The organism is Methyloversatilis sp. MC4-4 (assembly GCF_049843555.1).
In the GTDB taxonomy this organism is placed as follows: Bacteria; Pseudomonadota; Gammaproteobacteria; order Burkholderiales; family Rhodocyclaceae; genus Methyloversatilis; species Methyloversatilis discipulorum_B.
In genome coordinates this window covers 263,725-280,708 of sequence record NZ_JBBHZK010000002.1, presented here as the reverse complement: position 1 = coordinate 280,708, position 16,984 = coordinate 263,725, and the positions used below count along the sequence as shown (strand labels likewise).

Annotated in this window: 18 protein-coding genes; 10 read left to right on the top strand and 8 right to left on the bottom strand. The window is 70.8% G+C overall.

All coding sequences use genetic code 11. From position 1 onward, the window contains the following. Positions 1 to 5: 5 nt before the first annotated feature. From WDZ97_RS08140 to WDZ97_RS08120, 5 genes are all read left to right on the top strand, one after another. Positions 6 to 452 (top strand): CBS domain-containing protein, encoded by a 447-nt coding sequence (locus WDZ97_RS08140; RefSeq protein ID WP_304003064.1) that lies wholly within the window; start codon positions 6 to 8, stop codon positions 450 to 452. Between the two features lie 154 nt (positions 453 to 606). After that, positions 607 to 765 (top strand): DUF1328 domain-containing protein, encoded by a 159-nt coding sequence (locus WDZ97_RS08135; RefSeq protein WP_304003062.1) that lies wholly within the window; start codon positions 607 to 609, stop codon positions 763 to 765. Positions 766 to 777: 12 nt separating this feature from the next. Then, positions 778 to 1,137, top strand: coding sequence for a BON domain-containing protein (locus WDZ97_RS08130; RefSeq protein WP_304003060.1), 360 nt, complete (start codon positions 778 to 780; stop codon positions 1,135 to 1,137). A 32-nt stretch (positions 1,138 to 1,169) separates the two neighbouring features. Next, the gene (locus WDZ97_RS08125) at positions 1,170 to 1,487 is read left to right on the top strand and encodes a BON domain-containing protein (RefSeq protein ID WP_304003059.1); all 318 of its coding nucleotides are present in this window, start codon (positions 1,170 to 1,172) and stop codon (positions 1,485 to 1,487) included. 61 nt (positions 1,488 to 1,548) lie between these two features. Next, a complete protein-coding gene (locus WDZ97_RS08120; protein ID WP_304003058.1) occupies positions 1,549 to 1,950 on the top strand; it encodes a CopD family protein in 402 nt (133 codons plus the stop codon). 33 nt (positions 1,951 to 1,983) lie between these two features. On the opposite strand, the gene WDZ97_RS08115 is transcribed toward WDZ97_RS08120, so the two are convergent. Further along, complete coding sequence (locus tag WDZ97_RS08115) at positions 1,984 to 2,553, bottom strand: DUF2231 domain-containing protein (RefSeq protein WP_304003057.1); 570 nt, start codon at positions 2,551 to 2,553, stop codon at positions 1,984 to 1,986. A 33-nt stretch (positions 2,554 to 2,586) separates the two neighbouring features. Here WDZ97_RS08115 and coxB point away from each other — a divergent pair, with 33 nt between their 5' ends. From coxB to WDZ97_RS08095, 4 genes are read left to right on the top strand one after another with little or no spacing between them, the layout of a single operon-like run. Further along, positions 2,587 to 3,255 carry a cytochrome c oxidase subunit II gene (gene coxB, locus WDZ97_RS08110; protein WP_304003056.1) on the top strand — a complete coding sequence of 223 codons (669 nt, stop codon included), beginning with the start codon at positions 2,587 to 2,589 and terminating at the stop codon, positions 3,253 to 3,255. Continuing rightward, a complete protein-coding gene (gene ctaD / locus WDZ97_RS08105) occupies positions 3,252 to 5,777 on the top strand; it encodes a cytochrome c oxidase subunit I (RefSeq protein ID WP_425762414.1) in 2,526 nt (841 codons plus the stop codon). The genes coxB and ctaD overlap by 4 nt, the downstream gene beginning before the upstream one ends. Positions 5,778 to 5,800: 23 nt before the next feature. After that, positions 5,801 to 6,100, top strand: a complete 300-nt coding sequence (locus WDZ97_RS08100) for a hypothetical protein (protein ID WP_425762413.1) — start codon at positions 5,801 to 5,803, stop codon at positions 6,098 to 6,100. Then, positions 6,091 to 6,885, top strand: coding sequence for a cytochrome c oxidase assembly protein (locus WDZ97_RS08095; protein ID WP_425762412.1), 795 nt, complete (start codon positions 6,091 to 6,093; stop codon positions 6,883 to 6,885). The genes WDZ97_RS08100 and WDZ97_RS08095 overlap by 10 nt, the downstream gene beginning before the upstream one ends. Positions 6,886 to 6,892: 7 nt before the next feature. Here the strand turns inward: WDZ97_RS08095 and WDZ97_RS08090 are convergent, their stop codons facing one another. The 4 genes from WDZ97_RS08090 to WDZ97_RS08075 form a co-directional block, all read right to left on the bottom strand. Beyond that, on the bottom strand, positions 6,893 to 10,096 hold the full coding sequence (locus WDZ97_RS08090; protein WP_425762411.1) for a DUF748 domain-containing protein: 3,204 nt from the start codon (positions 10,094 to 10,096) through the stop codon (positions 6,893 to 6,895). Then, complete coding sequence (locus tag WDZ97_RS08085; RefSeq protein ID WP_425762410.1) at positions 10,093 to 11,169, bottom strand: AI-2E family transporter; 1,077 nt, start codon at positions 11,167 to 11,169, stop codon at positions 10,093 to 10,095. Before WDZ97_RS08085 ends, WDZ97_RS08090 begins: the two co-directional genes overlap by 4 nt. Further along, the gene (locus WDZ97_RS08080) at positions 11,166 to 11,537 is read right to left on the bottom strand and encodes a hypothetical protein (protein ID WP_425762409.1); all 372 of its coding nucleotides are present in this window, start codon (positions 11,535 to 11,537) and stop codon (positions 11,166 to 11,168) included. The genes WDZ97_RS08085 and WDZ97_RS08080 overlap by 4 nt, the downstream gene beginning before the upstream one ends. Before the next feature lie 63 nt (positions 11,538 to 11,600). Then, on the bottom strand, positions 11,601 to 12,956 hold the full coding sequence (locus WDZ97_RS08075; RefSeq protein WP_425762408.1) for an NAD(P)/FAD-dependent oxidoreductase: 1,356 nt from the start codon (positions 12,954 to 12,956) through the stop codon (positions 11,601 to 11,603). A 218-nt stretch (positions 12,957 to 13,174) separates the two neighbouring features. Here WDZ97_RS08075 and WDZ97_RS08070 point away from each other — a divergent pair, with 218 nt between their 5' ends. Further along, positions 13,175 to 13,426, top strand: a complete 252-nt coding sequence (locus tag WDZ97_RS08070; RefSeq protein ID WP_425762407.1) for a TraR/DksA family transcriptional regulator — start codon at positions 13,175 to 13,177, stop codon at positions 13,424 to 13,426. Between the two features lie 15 nt (positions 13,427 to 13,441). Here the strand turns inward: WDZ97_RS08070 and WDZ97_RS08065 are convergent, their stop codons facing one another. Genes WDZ97_RS08065 through WDZ97_RS08055 form a run of 3 tightly spaced genes read right to left on the bottom strand, consistent with a single transcriptional unit; the run spans position 13,442 to position 16,952 of the window. Then, a complete protein-coding gene (locus WDZ97_RS08065) occupies positions 13,442 to 13,813 on the bottom strand; it encodes a ChaB family protein (RefSeq protein WP_425762406.1) in 372 nt (123 codons plus the stop codon). Between the two features lie 50 nt (positions 13,814 to 13,863). Further along, positions 13,864 to 14,652: an endonuclease/exonuclease/phosphatase family protein gene (locus tag WDZ97_RS08060; protein ID WP_425762405.1), complete on the bottom strand. Its 789-nt coding sequence runs from the start codon at positions 14,650 to 14,652 to the stop codon at positions 13,864 to 13,866. Next, complete coding sequence (locus WDZ97_RS08055) at positions 14,652 to 16,952, bottom strand: VTT domain-containing protein (RefSeq protein WP_425762404.1); 2,301 nt, start codon at positions 16,950 to 16,952, stop codon at positions 14,652 to 14,654. Before WDZ97_RS08055 ends, WDZ97_RS08060 begins: the two co-directional genes overlap by 1 nt. Positions 16,953 to 16,984 lie beyond the last annotated feature (32 nt).

Below are 16,984 nucleotides of genomic sequence, written 5' to 3'. Positions count from 1 at the left end.
AGGACATGCAAGTGCGTGAAGCGATGACAAGCGACGTGAAGCTGGTGGACTCGCACCAGAGCATCCAGGACGCGGCGCGAATGATGGCGGAGTGCAATGTCGGTTCGCTTCCGGTGGGCGACAACGGACGGCTGGTCGGCATGATCACCGATCGGGACATCGCAATCCGGGCGGTCGCCATCGGCAAGGCGGCAACGACCGAGGTCGGTCAGGTCATGAGCAAGGCGGTGAAGTACTGCTTCGACGACGAGGACGTGTCGCACGTCGCGCAGAACATGGGCGACATCCAGCTTCATCGGCTGGTGGTCCTGAATCGCGACAAGCGTCTGGTCGGCATCGTCGCGCTGGCCGACATCGCGAACTGCGAAGGCGCAGGCCCGGCCGGCGAAATGGTATGCGGCATCTCGTCGCCGCAACAGTCCGCCGGCCGCAGCGCGCCTGCCCATCACTGAGCCCGGGCGCCGGTAAGGCTTACACCGGCGCGCAAATTTTTCACCGCGGTTCCGCCCGGAGCGACGGCGTTCGCCCGGTCGCGGGCTGCACGGCAGGTATGCGGATTGCTCGGCGGAGGGCCCAGGCGCGAGCCGACAGCGGAACGGAGTGATCATGCTTTATTACGCAGCCATTTTCCTGGTGATCGCGATCGTCGCCGGCCTGTTCGGTTTCGGCGGCATCGCCTCAGGTGCGGCGGGTATCGCCCGTCTGCTGGTCTATATCTTCCTGATCCTCTTCGTCGTTTCGCTGGTGTTCGGCGTCCTGCAGTAGAGGAGATTACGAATGAAGGTCCATTCCATTCTTGTCGCGGTCCTTGCCGCACTGGCATTCGCCGGCTGCGGCGAGCGACCGGAAGCACCGCCGGCCGACAGCGCAACCGTGCTCGAACCTTCCCGGCCGGCCACCGCGGCGGCTGTGCCGGCGCCCGCCGATGGCGTGCTGAAGACGCGCGTGGTCGAGGCGCTGCGCCAGGACAGCAGCCTGCACACCGATTCGATGATCGTCACCGTGCGTGAAGGTGAGGTGAAGCTGAACGGCGTCGTGCCGGCGGAGCAAATCACGCGCGCCGACAGCGTCGTGCGCAAGGTCGACGGCGTGCGCGTCGTGATCAACGCACTGCGGCCGACCGCCCCCTCTTCATGACCCTGCAGTTTTCCAACCCGAGGATTTTCACGATGAAGAAGAACGGACAAACCTTGCTGGCCGTCGCTGCACTGCTGGTCGCCCTAGGCGGCTGCTCGGCATCAGGAGGCGGAAAGTCGACCGGTGAGTACATCGACGACGCGACCATCAGCACGCGGGTGAAGGCACGATTGATCGAGGACGACCAGGTCAAGGCACGCGAGGTGACGGTCGAGACCTATCGCGGCGTGGTCCAGCTGAGCGGCTTCGTGTCGTCCGAGGCGGAAGCGGCACGCGCGGTCGAGCGCGCCCGCAGCGTGCCCGGAGTGACCGGGGTGAAGAACGACATCCGCATCAAGCCTGCTCCCTGACCGGACGCCGGATCGCTGATCGGCCGGCAGCCTCGCTCGCCGGCCGACAAGGAGAGGGCGCGTGCTGCTGCTGAAGGCTGTCCATCTGGGCGCATTGATCTGCTGGACCGGTGTGCTGCTCTACCTGCCCGCGCTGCTGCACGCGCTGGCCGGGCGCGACGGTGTGCTGCTGCACCTGCGCTTCGCACGTCTGGTGTTCGTCGCCGGTGCGACGCCGGCTGCGCTGCTCGCCATCGTGAGCGGCACCGCGCTTTTCGTCGCCGACACGATCATCGCACCGTGGCTGGTGCTCAAGCTCTGCCTGGTGGCCGGCGTCGTGCTCTGTCACCTGGTGTCCGGCCTGATGATCCTGCGCGCCGAGCAGGTTGCGCCGCCTTCCGGGCGCCATGCCTCGGCCGTCGGCGTGCTGACCGTGCTGCTGGTCGGCGCCACCTTCTGGCTGGCGCTCGCCAAGCCCGTCTGAGATCAAGTGATGTCCGTTGTCGCTGCCGTCCTTTCAATGATCTTCGGCCGGCGCGATCCGGTGCGCGACGCCGACCGCGTGCTCGTACACCAGTCGCCCGCCGAGCCAGGCGGCGAGACCGGTTGCGGCCGCGCTGCCGAGCGACAGCGCCAGCGCCGTCTCGGGCTGTCGCGCATGTTCGCCGGCGAAGCGCAGAAGCCAGTTGCAGGTGGCGAGCGAAAGCAGCATGACGGCGGCCAGCGCGTGTGCCCAGGCGCTGATCTTCTCGCGGATGCGCCGCACCGCCAGCAGGTCGATCAGGCCGACCGCGCTGGCAAGCCAGCCGCCCCCGGCGCCGACACCGGCGAGCCAGATGCCGGCGCGCATCCAGAACGGGTCGCGGGTGTACAGCCACGCGAGGTCGGTGGCGACCAGCCCGAGCAGGGCGGCCACCGGAATGTGGATGAGCATCGGATGCAGCGGATGTTTGCCGAGGGCCGCAAGGCTGTGTATCGGCTCCGGCGATCCGGACGGCAGTCGGTCCGGTGTGCCGTCCGGCAGTGTCGCGTCCGGCGCGTGGTGACGGGTGTCTATGGGGGGAGCGGGCGGAAGCGGTGCGGTCATCCGGTCATCCTCGTGCTGGGGCGAAAATTGCTGTTGTGCGCAGGCCTGCTGCCCGCGGTTGCCGCGGCGGTCGAGGGACCGCTGTCGGTCCTCGACCCGGCGGGGCCGGCTGCGCGCGAAGCGGCCCTGTTGTGGTGGTGGATGCTGCTCGTCGCGGTGCCGGTGTGGGCGCTGGTGTGCGGGCTGTGGCTCTGCGCCAGCCGCCGTTCGCCGACCGCCGCACGCACGGGTCAGCAATCCTCGGGCCTGCGCTGGCTGCTGTTCGGTGGCGTGCTGCTGCCCGGCGCGAGCATCGCTGCGCTGCTTGCCTGGGGCATTCCCGCCGGGCAGCGCATGGCCTATGCCGACGCCAGCCCGCCGACGCTGACGATAGAGGTGACCGCGCGGCAGTGGCAGTGGGACGTGCATTACCCCGACAACGGCTTGCGCCTGATCGACACGCTCTATCTGCCGGCGGGCGAGGTGGTCGAGATCCGGATCGGCAGCGCCGACGTGATCCACTCGTTCTGGATTCCCCGCCTCGGCGGCAAGATGGACGCGGTACCCGGCCGTCTCCACCGGCTGCGCCTGCGTGCCGACACGCCGGGCGAGTACCACGGGCAGTGCGCCGAATACTGCGGCATCGACCACGCGTTCATGAGGTTGCGCGTACAGGTGCTGCCGCGGCAGGCCTTCGCCGCGTGGATGGAGGCGGCGCGATGAGCGGCGCGACACCGGCCGAAGGCCTGCACGCGGAACTCGACGCGGTGTGGGCGAACGGGCGCGGCTGGCGTGCACCGGTCACGGTCAGTCACGGCGCCCTCGGCCTGCGCTTCATGTACACCGGCATGGGCTTCTTCCTGTTCGGCGGCCTGCTGGCCATGCTGATGCGCGCCCAGCTGGCGCTGCCGGGCCGCGTATTCATGCCGCCCGACGTGTATGCCCAGGTGTTCACGCTGCACGGCAGCGTCATGATGTTCCTGTTCGCCACGCCGGTGATGGAGGGGCTGGCGGTCTATCTGCTGCCCAAGATGCTGGGCGCGCGCGACCTCGTGTTTCCGCGTCTGTCCGCGTTCGGCTACTGGTGTTACCTGTTCGGCGGCCTGATCCTGATCTCCAGCCTGTTCCTCGGCGTCGCGCCCGACGGGGGCTGGTTCATGTACCCGCCGCTGACCGGCGCGCAGTACAGCCCGGGCCCGAATACCGACATCTGGCTGATCGGCATCACCTTCGTCGAGATTTCGGCGGTGTCGGCCGGTGTCGAACTGGCGGTGTCCATCCTGTATGCGCGGGCACCCGGCATGAGCCTCGACCGCATGCCGCTGTTCGCCTGGTACATCCTGGTCATGGCGTTGATGATCATTGCCGGCTTCCCGCCGCTCATCCTCGGCAGTGTGCTGCTGGAGCTGGAGCGGGCGGCCGGGCTGGCCTTCTTCGATCCGACGCGCGGCGGCGATCCGGTGCTGTGGCAGCACCTGTTCTGGCTGTTCGGCCATCCGGAGGTCTACATCATCTTCCTGCCGGCGGCCGGCATCGTATCGACGCTGGTGCCGGTTTTCGCGCGCCATCCGCCGGTCGGCTACCGCGCCGTCGTGGTCGCCGTCATCAGCACCGGCTTCATCAGCTTCGGACTGTGGGTGCACCACATGTTCGCAGTCGGCATGCCGCTGCTGTCGCAGGCCTTCTTCTCGGCGTCGAGCATGCTGGTGGCGATACCCACCGGCGTGCAGGTGTTCTCGTGGCTGGCCACACTGTGGCGCGGCCGACCGGTGGCCCACGTGCCGATGCTGTGGCTGGGCGGCTTCCTGTTCATCTTCGTCGCCGGTGGGCTGACCGGCGTCATGCTCGCACTGGTGCCCTTCGACCTGCAGGTGCACGACACCCAGTTCGTGGTCGCCCATCTGCACTACGTGCTGGTCGGCGGCATGCTGTTCCCGCTCATCGCCGGCCTCTATTACTGGCTGCCTCACTTCTCCGGGCGCATGCCTTCGCTTGCGCTTGGCCGCTGCGGCTTCTGGCTGGTGTTCATCGGCTTCAATCTGGGCTTTCTCGTGATGCACTGGACCGGACTGCTGGGCATGCCGCGGCGCGTGCACACCTATGCGTCCGGCCTCGGGTGGGATCTGCCCAACCTGCTGTCTTCCATGGGGGCCTTCGTGATGGCGGCCGGCGTCGCCTGCGTGCTTGCCGACCTGCTGCTGCATGCCCGCTACGGCCCGCCTGCGCCGCCCGACCCGTGGGGCGCGGATACGCTCGAGTGGGCGATGCCGACGCCGCCGGCGGCATACAACTTCGTCAGCCTGCCGACGGTGAGCAGTCGTCATCCCTTGTGGGACCAGCCGGATCTGGCGAGTCGTCTTCTGCGCGGTGAGGGTCTGCTGCCCGGCGCGCCCGGGGGGCGACGGGAGACGCTCGGGTGCGATCCGGTCAGCGGCGAGGCGCGCAGCGTCATCGTGCTGCCCGGCAATACCTGGTTGCCGTTCGCCGCCGCCGCGGTCATCGCCATCGTCTGCATCGCGCTGCTGATGAAGATCTACATTGCCGTGGCGATCGCCGCGGCCGCCGCGCTCTGCATACTGTTTCACTGGTCCTGGCAGAACGGCGTCCATCCGCTGCCTGGCGACGCCGCGCCGTCCGGTCTGCCGCTGCACGTGCTTGCCGCCGACGGGCCGGGGCTGCGCGGCATGGGGCTGACACTGGTCGCCGACGGTGCGCTCTACCTGTCGCTGCTGTTCGGCTGGTTCTACCTGTGGGTGGTGCCCCCGTCGGCGGTGGCGCTGCTGTGCAGGAACGGCGGCCTCTGGGCGAGCGGCTCGTCGGCGTCGCTGCTGCTGCTCGCGGCCGCAGTGTGCGCGACCGGCGCCGCGCTGGTGCTTCGCGGGTCGGCGTGCCGCCTGCGCCGGGGCGAAAGCCGGCATCTGTCTGCCGGGATGCTCGCGGCGACCGTGTTCTGCGTGGTGGCGGCAGTTGCGCTGGCAATCGCCTGGAGCGGGGCCGGACTGGTGCCCGCGGTCGATGCGCGCGATGCCGCGGCCGCGGTGGTGCTCGGCTGCAATCTGGTCCACCTGCTGCTGGCGGCCATCGTGCTCGCGCTGCAGGTCGCGCGGGTGCGCTGCGTACGGGTCGGCGCGCATGCGCCCTACGAACCGCGCGTAGCCGGACTGCTGTGCGGCTACAACGCGCTCGCGCTGTGGGCGGCCTGGGTTGCACTGGTGCCGTTTCCGCAGGCCTGGGGCGGTACGTGACGGCCGGCCGCGTGATCTGTCATGTGGCACTGGGACCGTTGCTCTGGGGGGGCTGGTTCGTCGCGCTGTATGCATTGCAGGGTCTCCTGTGCGCACGCCAGGTCGAGGAGGGCGGCGTGCGGCTGACCCTGATTGCGCTGAGCGCATGCGCGGTGCTGGCGTCGTCCGTGCTCGCCGGTCTGTGCCGGCGACGTGCGCGCGACGCGTCGCTCGTACCGGAACTGCGCTTCACCGCCGCGCTGGCCGGCGGCCTGCACGGGGTATCGGCCGTCACCATGTTGGTGATTGCCGCACCGCTGTTCGGGGTGGCGCCGTGTACCTGATACGGGCGTTGCTCGTGGCCGCGTGGTCGCCAGCGGCACTGGCGCACGCCGAGGCCGCCCGCGGCGCGGCCGGCGGGGTGACCGAAGCCGTCGGCGCGCTGGTGCTGGCCGCGATCTGGATTGCCTATCTGGCGGGTGCCCGGCGCAGGCATGCGTCGCGTCGCGCCGCTGCCTGTTTCCACGCAGGGCAGCTCACCGTGCTGCTCACGGCCTTCGGTCCGCTCGATGTGCTCGCCGCCGACAGCGCGGCGCTGCACATGACGCAGCACATGGGTTTCATGCTGGTCGCGGCGCCGCTATGGGTGCTGGCCAATCCTCTTCCGCAGTTCCGTGCGCTGACGCGCGGCCACCCCGCCGGCCTGTGGCGACGGCTTGCGCGCATCGGGCATGCCCCGGCGGCATGGGCGGTGCTGCACGGCGCCACCCTCTGGCTCTGGCACGCGCCCGGGCCTTACCGGCTGGCGCTGGCCGATCCGTGGTGGCATCTGTTCGAGCACGCGAGTTTCCTCGTCACTGCCGCCTTCTTCTGGGCGGCGACGCTGCATGCCTATCCGCCGGCGCGCGGCGCGGCGCTCGTCGCGGTGGCGGCGACCTTGATGCATACCGGCCTGCTGGGAGCGCTGCTCACGCTTGCGCCCTTCCCGCTGTATGGAAGGGGCAGTACCGAAGATCAGCAGCTTGCCGGCCTGCTGATGTGGGGGCCGGGCGGACTGTTCTATCTCGCGGCCGGCGCCTGGATCACGCTGCGCTGGTTGGCGACGCGGCAGGTGCCGCTGCGCGGATGAATGACCGTCAAGGCGTCTGCGGTGCCTCGACGCCCTGCAGTTCGACGTCGACGCTGGCACGCGCTTCGACCGGCGCGGCGATGTCGATACGCGTGCCGTCCAGTCCGCGCAGGTCCAGTTGCCGGCGCACGGCTTCGGCGCGCTGCTGCGCCAGTGCGGCAACGCTGTCTTTCTGCGCCGGCTGCCCGGCGGCGAGTTGCGCGAACAGCGCGCGGTACCGGGCCGCCGCACCGTCGCCATTGTCTGCCTGCGCGGCGGCCGGCAGACGTGCGGCGTGCAGGCGGGCCACCGCCTCTTGCACCGCCGGGTCGCCGAAGTCGAGCAGTCCGCCGTCGTCGGGCACGCCGGCGAGTTGCGCCACTTCGCTGCGCAGCGTGGCTTCACGCAGCGCCTGTCCATCGGCGTTCGCGTCATAGGCCGGACGCAGGCGCACGCCGAGGCCGGGGCGCTGCGCCAGTGCGTCGGCCAGCCGGTAGAGCTTTTCCTTCTCGCCAGCGGCAAGACGGCTGCTGCCGGGGTCGAAGTCGATCGCGCCGGACAGTGCGTCCTCACTGCCGAGCAGTCGGCCGAGCAGGCGGAACGGCGCGCCGACGATGCGTTTGACCGTGTTGTCGATGACGTCCGCCACGACGCCGCGGTAAAGGATGCGCGCGTCGTCGACCCTGCCGCGCACCGGCACCTCGACCCGCGCCCGTCCGTCGCGGTCCTTCAGCAGCGCCAGGGCCAGTTCGAGGCCGCTGTCCGTGAGTCCGCCTGCGCGCACGCGGTCGCCCAGCGTCACGTTCTGCAGCGTCACGATGTTCAGACCGTCCAGTTCGCGATCGCGGATGCGGTAGCGAAGGTCGAGCCAGAGCTTGCCGGCGGCGATCTTGCGTCCGGCGAAAGTGGCGCTGTAGGGCGACAGCAGCGGCATGTCGATGTTGTCGAAGCGCACGTGCAGGTCGGTCATGTCGGCCAGCGCCGAAGGTCGTACGCGCCCCTGCGCGCGGGCCTCGCCGTGCGGCTGGATGCGGCCGTGCGCCTCGACCGTGGCCTCGCCGTCGGGCCGGTTGTCGACGCCCAGCAGGCGCGCGCTCACCTCGGTCACCCGGGCGGAGAAGGGCAGCACCAGGCTGTCGTCGGAAAAGTCGAGCGTGCCGCGAACGATGTCGAGGCGGTCGATGCGCATCGGCATCGGCGCCTTCGATGCGCTTGATCGCGCAGTCGGGGCGGGCGCGTGGGTGACGCGGATCTGGCTCAGATTGAGCTGGCGTGCTTCGTCGATGGCGATCCGTCCCTGCGCGTCTTCCAGTGTGAGACGGGCGAGGTGCAAGGCGCCGGGCTGCCTCTCCAGGCGGCCTTGAGTCCGCACGCTGGCCGCTTTCAGCAGCGTTTCGCCGCCGTCGGCATCCTTCAGGTGCAGACCGGCGAGTGCCGCCCGGCCGTCGACGCGCAGCGCCGGTCGGCCGCCGTGCCGCAGTCGCAGATCGGCGTCGAGTCGCCGTGCCGACACTTCGAGCGGAGACATGCCGCGCAGCAGCGGCGTCATGCGGTCCAGCGGCAGTGCGTCGATGCGCAGCCGCGCGTTGGCGCCGCTGCCGTCCTGCCGGGCATTGCCGTCGACGCGCAAGCGGCCTTCGCCGGCACGCAGGTCGGCGCTGTAGGACAGCGGCGTGTCGGCGCCGCGCGCCAGGCCGCGCACCTTCGCCTGGCCCTTCAGCGTGATCAGCGTCGTCTTCCGTTGCGCTTCGGCCACCTGCAGCGTGAGCGCGTTCAGCGCCAGTTCGTCGACGCGGTAGTCCCAGCCGCTGCGGCCGCCCGTCGCGGGCGACCGGCGGCCGCTGGCGCCGTGAGGCGGCACCAGAGCAGGCCGTCCGCGGGCATCGAGCTCGACCTGCAGCAGCAGGCCGTCGATATCGACGTGGCGGGCGGACAGGCGGCGCGCCGCGCTGTCCAGGTGGGCGCCCTGCAGAGCCAGCGCCGACGCGCCGACGGGCGCTGCGTCGGCCGCCTGCAGGCGGGCGCCAGCGAGCACCGCATCGATCGCGCTGGCCGATATCGCGGCCGGCGACGTGGCGATGTTCAATTGCAGCTGGCCCGTCAGGTGATCGGCACCGATGCGCAGCGGCACCCTGAGGTCTTCGTAGCGCAGCGCCAGCTGTTCGGCTGACGTGTCCGCCAGTTCGATCCGCCACGATGGCTTGTCTGCCGACGCTGTGGCGGGGCCGGTCAGACCGCTCCAGTTGAGCCGTCCGGCGGCGTCGCGGAGGACGTTCAGCTGGCCCGACTGGAGGCGCACGCCGTCAAGGTGCAGGCGACGAGTGCCCGCAAGGCATCGCCCGCCGGCGATCGACAGGCGTTCGACGGCGAGCAGCGGCGCGCCGCCCTCGACCGGCGTCAGCTCGAAGGCGTGCGCCTCCACCTGCAGCGCTTCGAGCACCAGCGTCTGTCGCAGCGGGGCGCTGAAATCGATGCTGTAGTGGGCCCGCGCGTCGAGGCGACCCCCGCTGACGCGTGCCGCCGAAGCCGGCAACAGTCGTTGCCACCAGAAGCCGGCGTTTGCGTCGCTCAGCCGCATACGGCCCTGACTGGCCAGCGCCGCCGGCCCGAATTCGCCGTCGAGTTCGAGCAGGCCGTCGTCGGGCAGCGGCGCGTGCACACGGAAGCGCGCCGGTGCGGCGCCGACCGCGGTGGACAGGTCCGCCAGTTCGGCACGCGCGTCGCGCAGCACGAGCGCTTCGGTGAGCGGGCCGGCGCGCACGCTGAGCGAACGGAGCGTCAGCGTCGCGCGCGCGATGTCCAACGGCGGCAGACGCGGGGCCATGCCCGCCTTCCGCGACGTCGTCGCCGTGCTGCCCGGGTCGGCAGCCGGCGCGCGCTGGACGCGGATGTCGACGCCATCCAGCGTCAGTTGCGACACCTGCCAGCGACGCGCGAGCACGCTGTGCCAAGCGATGTCGGCGCGGAGCTGCCCGATGTCGGCCGCGACGCCGGCTGCCGCCGACGACAGGGCGACGTCGCGCGCTTCGAGCGTGAGCCGGAACGGGTGGATGAACAGCTGGCCGATGCGCAGCTCGATGCCCTGTCGTTGCAGCACGTCCGGCAGGCGGCGCTCGATCTGCGCCGGCAGCCACAGTGCGAGCAGCGCGGTGTAGAGGGCAAGCAGCGACCCCAGGGCCGCGACCAGCAGCACCGCGCGTCGGTAGCGGCGGCGGGCACGCGCTCCGCTCATCTGCGGGCTCCGGCGGCGGCGTCGCTGCCACGCACGATGACGAGCAGCGAGGCGGCCAGCGGCGTGGCGAACAGCACGCCGAGCGCGCCGAACAGCGCGCCGAACACGAGCTGCGCCGAGATGGTCGCCACCGGCGGCAGGTGCACGCTGCGGAAGTCGATCAGCGGCGACAGCAGGTAGTTCTCCGCCGCCTGCACCGCCACGTAGAGCAGCGCCACCGACAGCGCAGTCGACGGGCTGACCGCGAGCGCGACGATCAGCGCCGGGCAGGCCGCCAGAGCGGGTCCGATGTAGGGGACGAAGTCGAGTGCAAAGGCGATCAGACCGAGCGCCAGCGCCAGCGGCATGTCGAGCAGCCAGAGGCCGATGCTCACCGCCACGCCGACCAGCGACATTTTCAGGAAAGTGCCCAGCAGCCAGCTGCGCAGCGCATCGACCAGCAGGTCGATGCGCGCTGCGGCCTGACGGCGGCGCGCGGCCGGCAGCAGTTGCAGCAGGCCGCGGCGGTACACCTGCGGCGTGGCCGCGCCGTAGAGGCCCATGAACAGCACGACGAGGAAGCCGGCGACGATGCCTATCGTGTTCGAGAACAGTCCGCGCAGACCGGGCAGCCACAGTTCGCGATCGGGCACCAGCGTGCGCAGGTTCTTCTCGGACAGCAGTACGCGCGTCCAGTCATAGAGCTTGAAGCGGGCGCGCATCTGCTCCCACGCCTCCTGCAGCCGCGGCCCGAGCTGGTCGATCTGCGTTGCCGCTTCGGCGCCGAGCAGGGCGAAGCCGAGGCCGAGCAGCGTCAGCATGGACAGCAGCACCACGGTGAGCGCAACCGGGTAGGGCAGCCCGGTGTGCCGGCCGAGCAGCGCCGACAGGCCGTGCAGGAAGATGCCGAACAGCACGCCGGCGAAGATGAGCAGCAGCACATTCGCCAGGTTCTCGATCAGCAGCGCCGAGGCGAGCAGTGCGAGGCCCACCAGCACCGGTCGCGTCAGAAGCGGGGCCGGCGCGTGCCGCTCCGCGTGGTCCGCTGCGCGGGACGGTGTCTGGCGCCGCCCGGGCAGCCGCTTCGCCCTCATGCGTTCAGCCGCCGTGCGCGGTCGGTCGGGATGCGACGGTCGGCACCGACCGGCATGGCAGGCCGCAGCTCGCTGCAGACGCCGATCATCCGCAATGCATGAACCGACTGCGGCGCATGAGCCGGCGCCTCGCGCGAGCGCGCTTCGTCGACACCACCGCCGGGGTCGCTCGGCGATACGGCGTCGGCGCTGATGATGGCGCCCGCGGTGGCGCCCACTGCGCCTTCGCGCAGGCAGGGCATGTCGGGCGCAGCGGCTGCGTCGCTGGCGATGGCCGTCGGCGGCGGCGCCGACTGCGGCGCGTCGCCGAACGCCAGCGCAGCGCACAGAAGGAAGAGCGTGCAAGGAGCGGATCGCGTGGCAGGCATTGGACACTCCCGTCGAGTCAGGTGAACACGGGGCAGCAAGCGGTGTGCCCCCGGGTTGCCGCGTCAGTGCAGCTTGATCCGCGGTCGGGCGCGTCGGCTCAAGCATTCGCCGAGGGTGAGCGCCGCCGTGCGCAGCGGTCCGAGCAGCACGGCGAGGTGGCGGCGATGCAGCAGCCAGTAGCCGAGGCGGGCAGCGGCGCCGCTGAATATGGCGCTGCCGCCGCCGGCGTTCAGCGCGCCCACCGCGCGATCGCGTCCTAGCGTCACCAGATTGCCGCGTTCGCGGTAGTGAAAGTCGGGCAGCGACTCGCCGCGCAGCCGTCGCTGCAGCGATTCGGTGAGCAGCGCCGCCTGCTGGTGTGCCACCTGCGCCTTCGGCGGCACCGGCGGTGCGTCCGGGTCGGGGCGGCAGCTGGCGCAGTCGCCGAGCGCGAACACGTCGTCGTCGCGCAGGGTCTGCAGAGTCGGTCCGACTTTCAGCTGCCGCTGCGGCGTGAGGTCCAGTCCGTCGGTCTGCGCCAGCACTTCGGCGCCCTGCACGCCGGCGGCCCAGACCACCAGGTCGACGTCGATCCGTGAGCCGTCGCGCAGCAGCAGCGCGTCGCGGCGCACCTCGGCCACCTGCTGACCGAGGCGCAGCGTGACACCGCGTTGCTCCAGGTCCTGTTGCGCCCGCTCGGCCACCGCCTCCGGCAAGGTTGCGAGCAGGCGCGGACCCGCTTCGACCAGCGTCAGCTGCAGCGGCTGCGCGAGTTTCTGCAGGCGCAGACCGTAGGCGGCGATGTCCGGGGCCGCGGTGCACAGTTCGGCCGCCAGTTCGACGCCGGTGGCGCCGCCACCGACGATGGCGACCTGTACCGGCCGGCCGGTGCCGAGATCGGCGCGCGCGCACAGCGCCATCAGGCGACGGTGGAAGTGCTCGGCGTCGTCCGGGGTGTTCAGCGACAGCGCGTGGCGCCGCGCGCCGGGCGTGCCGAAGTCGTTGTCGGTGCCGCCCACAGCCAGCACCAGCGTGTCGTAGGCGACCGACCGGCGCGGCGCGATCTCCATGCCTTCGTCGTCGCACAGCGCGGCCAGCCAGATGCGGTGCGGGCCGCGCTCGACCGACTGCAGACGTCCCTGGTGAAACCGGAAGCCGTGCAGCCGCGCCTGCTGCCGGTAGTCCAGTTCGTGCTGCTGGCGGTAGCGGGTACCGGCCGCGATCTCGTGCAGCAGCGGCTTCCACAGATGAGTGGCCGCCGCGTCCACCAGCACGATTTCCGCCTCGCCGCGACGTCCTGCCGTGCGCCCGAGACGCGCCGCCAGTTCCAGCCCGCCGGCACCGCCGCCGACGATGAGGATGCGGTGGTGCTGCTGTGCCTGCCGACGCGAGGCCAGCAGGGAGGTCGGCGGAAGTGTTTCGTACGGCAGGCGGTTCATCCGCGATCCTTCGGCAGTGTCGGGGACGACCTTCCCAGCAACGGCGGTGCCCGCCGCGGCGCGCTGCCGCCACTGCTCAGCGTTGAAAAATGTGCAGGCCGCTTGCAAGAACCTCCGCCCGGTGCGCCGCGGCACACGCTTGCGGTGAAGGCATCGCGCTTGCTGTGACCCCCGCGGCCCCGACGGGTCACCCCTACAATTTTCACGAGGACGCGAACATGACCCCATTGAGACCGGAACAGGTGGCCGCTCTCGCAGAAATGCGCGACGTGCGCGCGCTGCGCGACATCGAGCTCGCGCGCGAGCGCATCGACGCCGGGTTGGCCGGCGTCTGCGTCGATTGCGAGCTGCCGATTCCCTTCGAGCGCCTGCGCCTGCAGCCGGCGGCGGTGCGCTGCGTCGAATGCCAGGAGGCGCTCGAACGGCGCAGCGCGCGCCAGCCCGACGGCTCGCCGACGCTGCAGGTCTGACGCGACGTTCCGGTGTCAGCGCTGGCGCGTCGCAATGGCGCGCGCCAGTTCGACCTTGGTCATCGTCGAGCGGCCGCGCACGCCCAGTTCGCGTGCGCGTTCATAGAGCTCCTGCCGGGTGTGTCCGTACAGGTCCACGCCGCCGAAGCTCTCGCCGCTGCCGTGCGCGGCGCGCGGGTCGGACGGGCCGGAGTGGTCCTTCGGTTCCCAGTGGTCGCCGACCTTCTCGAAGCGGTGCTTGAGCGAGGCAAAGGCGGTGCGGCGGGCGCGCTCGCCGGGGCCGTAGGTGCGTTCGGCGCTGGCCAGCGTGTGCGTCCAGGTGCGCTGCGCCTCGGGCGGCGAGCGGCGCAGCGTGGCCGGCAGTTCGGGTGTGTTTCTCTTGGGCATCGCAGTCTCCTTCGTGCGGGCGTGTGGCGGGACGGGTGGCGCGAGCGGCATCAGCCCTCGTGCAGTACGCTGGCAGGGGGCGCGGCGGCGGCGACGATGGCCTTCACCGGCAGATGGTCGGACGCCACCCGCGCCAGTGGCGAGCGGTGCGTCGAGAAGGCCAGCAGCGTGTGGCGCGGCCGCACCCACACGCGGTCCAGTGCGAACATCGGCAGGCCGGACGGAAACGAGCGCTCGGCCGGCGAGTGGCCGAGCATGCCGTGCAGCCAGCGCAGCGGCCGGCCGAGCGGCAGCCACTCGTTGATGTCGCCGAGCACGATCACCTTGCGGTCGGCCGGCAGGTCGTGCAGCAGCTGCAGCATGCGCCGGACCTGGTAGCGGCGTTCGGCCGGGCGCAGCCCGAGGTGGGTGACGATGACGCGCACGCATTCGTCCTCGACCTGCAGGTCGACGGCCAGCGCACCGCGCGCCTCGCGCCGGCCGTAGCTGAGGTCGTAGCGCTGCACTGCCAGCACCGGCCGGCGAGTCAGCAGCGCGTTTCCGAAACTGCCTTCGTGGCGGATGATGGTGTGGCCGGCATGTGCCTCCATGCCGGTCGCCCGCGCCAGATAGTCGAGCTGCATCGATTCGTGGTGGCCGTCGGCGAGGTTGTCGACCTCCTGCAGCCCTACCGCGTCGCAACCCAGTTCGAGAATGACCTGGGCGACGCGCCCGGGGTCGGCGCGGCCGTCGCGGCCGACGCAACGGTGAATGTTGTAGGAGGCGATGCGCAGGCAGTCCTGCCCGAGCGTGTTGTCCAGATTGCGCCAGTCGACGAGGCCCGGGGTGCGCGTCGCCATCAGCTCCTCTCCGCCGCCTGTCCGGCCCCGTCGCGGTGTTCCTTGACCAGCCAGCGGCGCACGAACAGCGACAGCAGCACGATGCCGAGCGCAGCGGTCAGCAGCAGGCCATAGTCGAGGCGGCCCGGGTCGTCGAGCGCGGCTTCCAGCTGGTCGCCGAACACGGTGGTGGCCAGCGTTCCCGGCAACATGCCGAACAGGGTGCCGAGCAGGAAGGGCGCCAGCCGTATGCCGATGGCGGCCGCCACCACCCCTTCGATGGCGAACGGGGCGATCGGCACCAGCCGCAGCGCCGTGATGGCCAGCAGGCCGCGCCGGCGCAGCGTTTCGGCGATGCGTGGCAGGCGAGGGCCGGCAATGCGGTGCACCGTTGCCTCGGGCAGCAGCAGGCCGACCGCATAGGTCGCGAAGGCGGCGATCAGGATGCCGGACAGCGCGAACACGAAGCCCTTTTCCGGGCCGAAGGCGATCACCGCCGCCAGCGTGATCAGCGGTCGCGGAAACATCAGCAGACAGGCTGGCGTGTAGGCCAGCAGGATGAGCATGGGCGCCCAGCTGCTGTCGGCCATCGCGCGCGCCCAGCCGGTCACCCGTTCGGCATCGGCGACCTCGGTCAGCGGCGTGTAGCGCCACACCAGTGCCAGACCGAGCAACAGCAGCATGACGGCGCCAGGCAGCGCCACCCGCGCGATGGCGGCGCGCGACCAGCGACGCCGTCCGCTGGCGGGCGGCCGCGAAGGCGTGGCCTCGCCCTCATCGTCCGATGTGGCCGGCGTGCCCAGCTGCAGCTCGGGACTGAAGGCTTCTACCAGCCCGTCGAGCGTGATCGGCTGCTGCGGGTCGCCGACGCGAGCCAGTTCGATCACGGCCTCCGGCCAGTCGGGCTGGCGGTTCAGCGGCAGCAGCGTGCGCGTCCCACCCGACAGCGCCTCGATGGCCGGGCCGAGCGCGCCGTGCGTTTCGAACGCAGCGACGACCGCCGCGACCTCGACGTCGAGGTGTTCGGCCAGCAGGCGATGGCGTACGTCGCGGATGTAGGCCTGCACCCGCGCGTCGCCGCCCGCCTCGATCACCGCGTCGCATTCGCTGTCCATGCCCATCGAGCGGTTGCTCAGATTGGCCGAGCCGACGCGCAGCATGTCGTCGTCGACGATCATCAGCTTGGAATGCAGGTCTATGCATACCTTGTCGGCCAGCCCGTCGATGTGCGGATAGAGGATGCGGAAGCGGCCGTGCCGGTCGGCGGCGCTCAGGCGCTCGACCAGGCGCGTGCGCAGCACATGCATCGTGTGTTCCTCCAGCCAGCCGTGGCTGAACAGGCGGACCACCACGATCACTTCCGGCCCGTCCGGCTCGGCCAGCCGCGCCGCCAGCGCTTCGCCGACACTGCCTGCGGTGAAGTACTGGCTTTCGATGTAGATGCGTTCGCGCGCGCTGGCGATCATGTCGAGGAAGAGCTGCTCGACCTCGTTGACCGGCGGTGCGTCCGCCTGCGGCGGCAAGGTGCGCGCCAGCGCCACGTCGATGCCGGTCAATTCGGGCCGCACGCTGTCCGGCCACGGATCGCCGGCGTCCCTCGCTTCGGGAATGCGGTGGCCGGTGGCGGCCAGCCAGCGCTCGCGGGCCACCTCGCCGATCGCGCGCGCGGCCTCGCCGTCGAACATCAGCATCAGGTCGTGAAAGGGCGGATAGGCCTTGTCGGCGCATTCGCGGCGGCTGTCGTCCGGACGGTGGGCGGGTGTGTCCCAGCGGCGGACGGTGAGATCGAAGCCGCCGACGAAGGCGAGCGTGTCGTCGATGACGACGATCTTCTGGTGGTGTGAGGCGCTGACCGGGTGCGTGTTGTCGTAGCAGAAGTGCACGCGCCGGTGCGGCTTCCAGCCGAGGCCGAGACGGGGCGGCAGTTCGCGGTCCGTGCCGAACACCATCGGATAGTCCCAGTCGAGGATACGCACCATCAGACGATGCCGCCGCCGCGCCAGCCAGTTCAGGAACTCGCCCAGCCGCGCTGGCGGCGCGCCCGGTGCCGCGGGGTCGAAATGCAGCCGGGTGCGGCTGTCGAAGTCCCAAGCGAGGATGGTGATCGAACGCTGCGCCCGTTCGGCCGCCTGCATGAAGGTGCGGAAATAGGCTTCGCCGTCGATCAGCAGCGCCAGGCGGTCGGCGCGGCCACGCGCGAAACAGTTGCGACCGGGCACGCAGACGCTGTCATGGCCGGCCGGCGTCGGCGGGACCTTGTCCGGCGGCACGTCGTCGTGCGGGCGCGGCGGGGTGGTGAGGAAGGGGCGCTCGGCGTTCACGGCTGACGATGGAGTGGAGTCGCCCAGCCTCA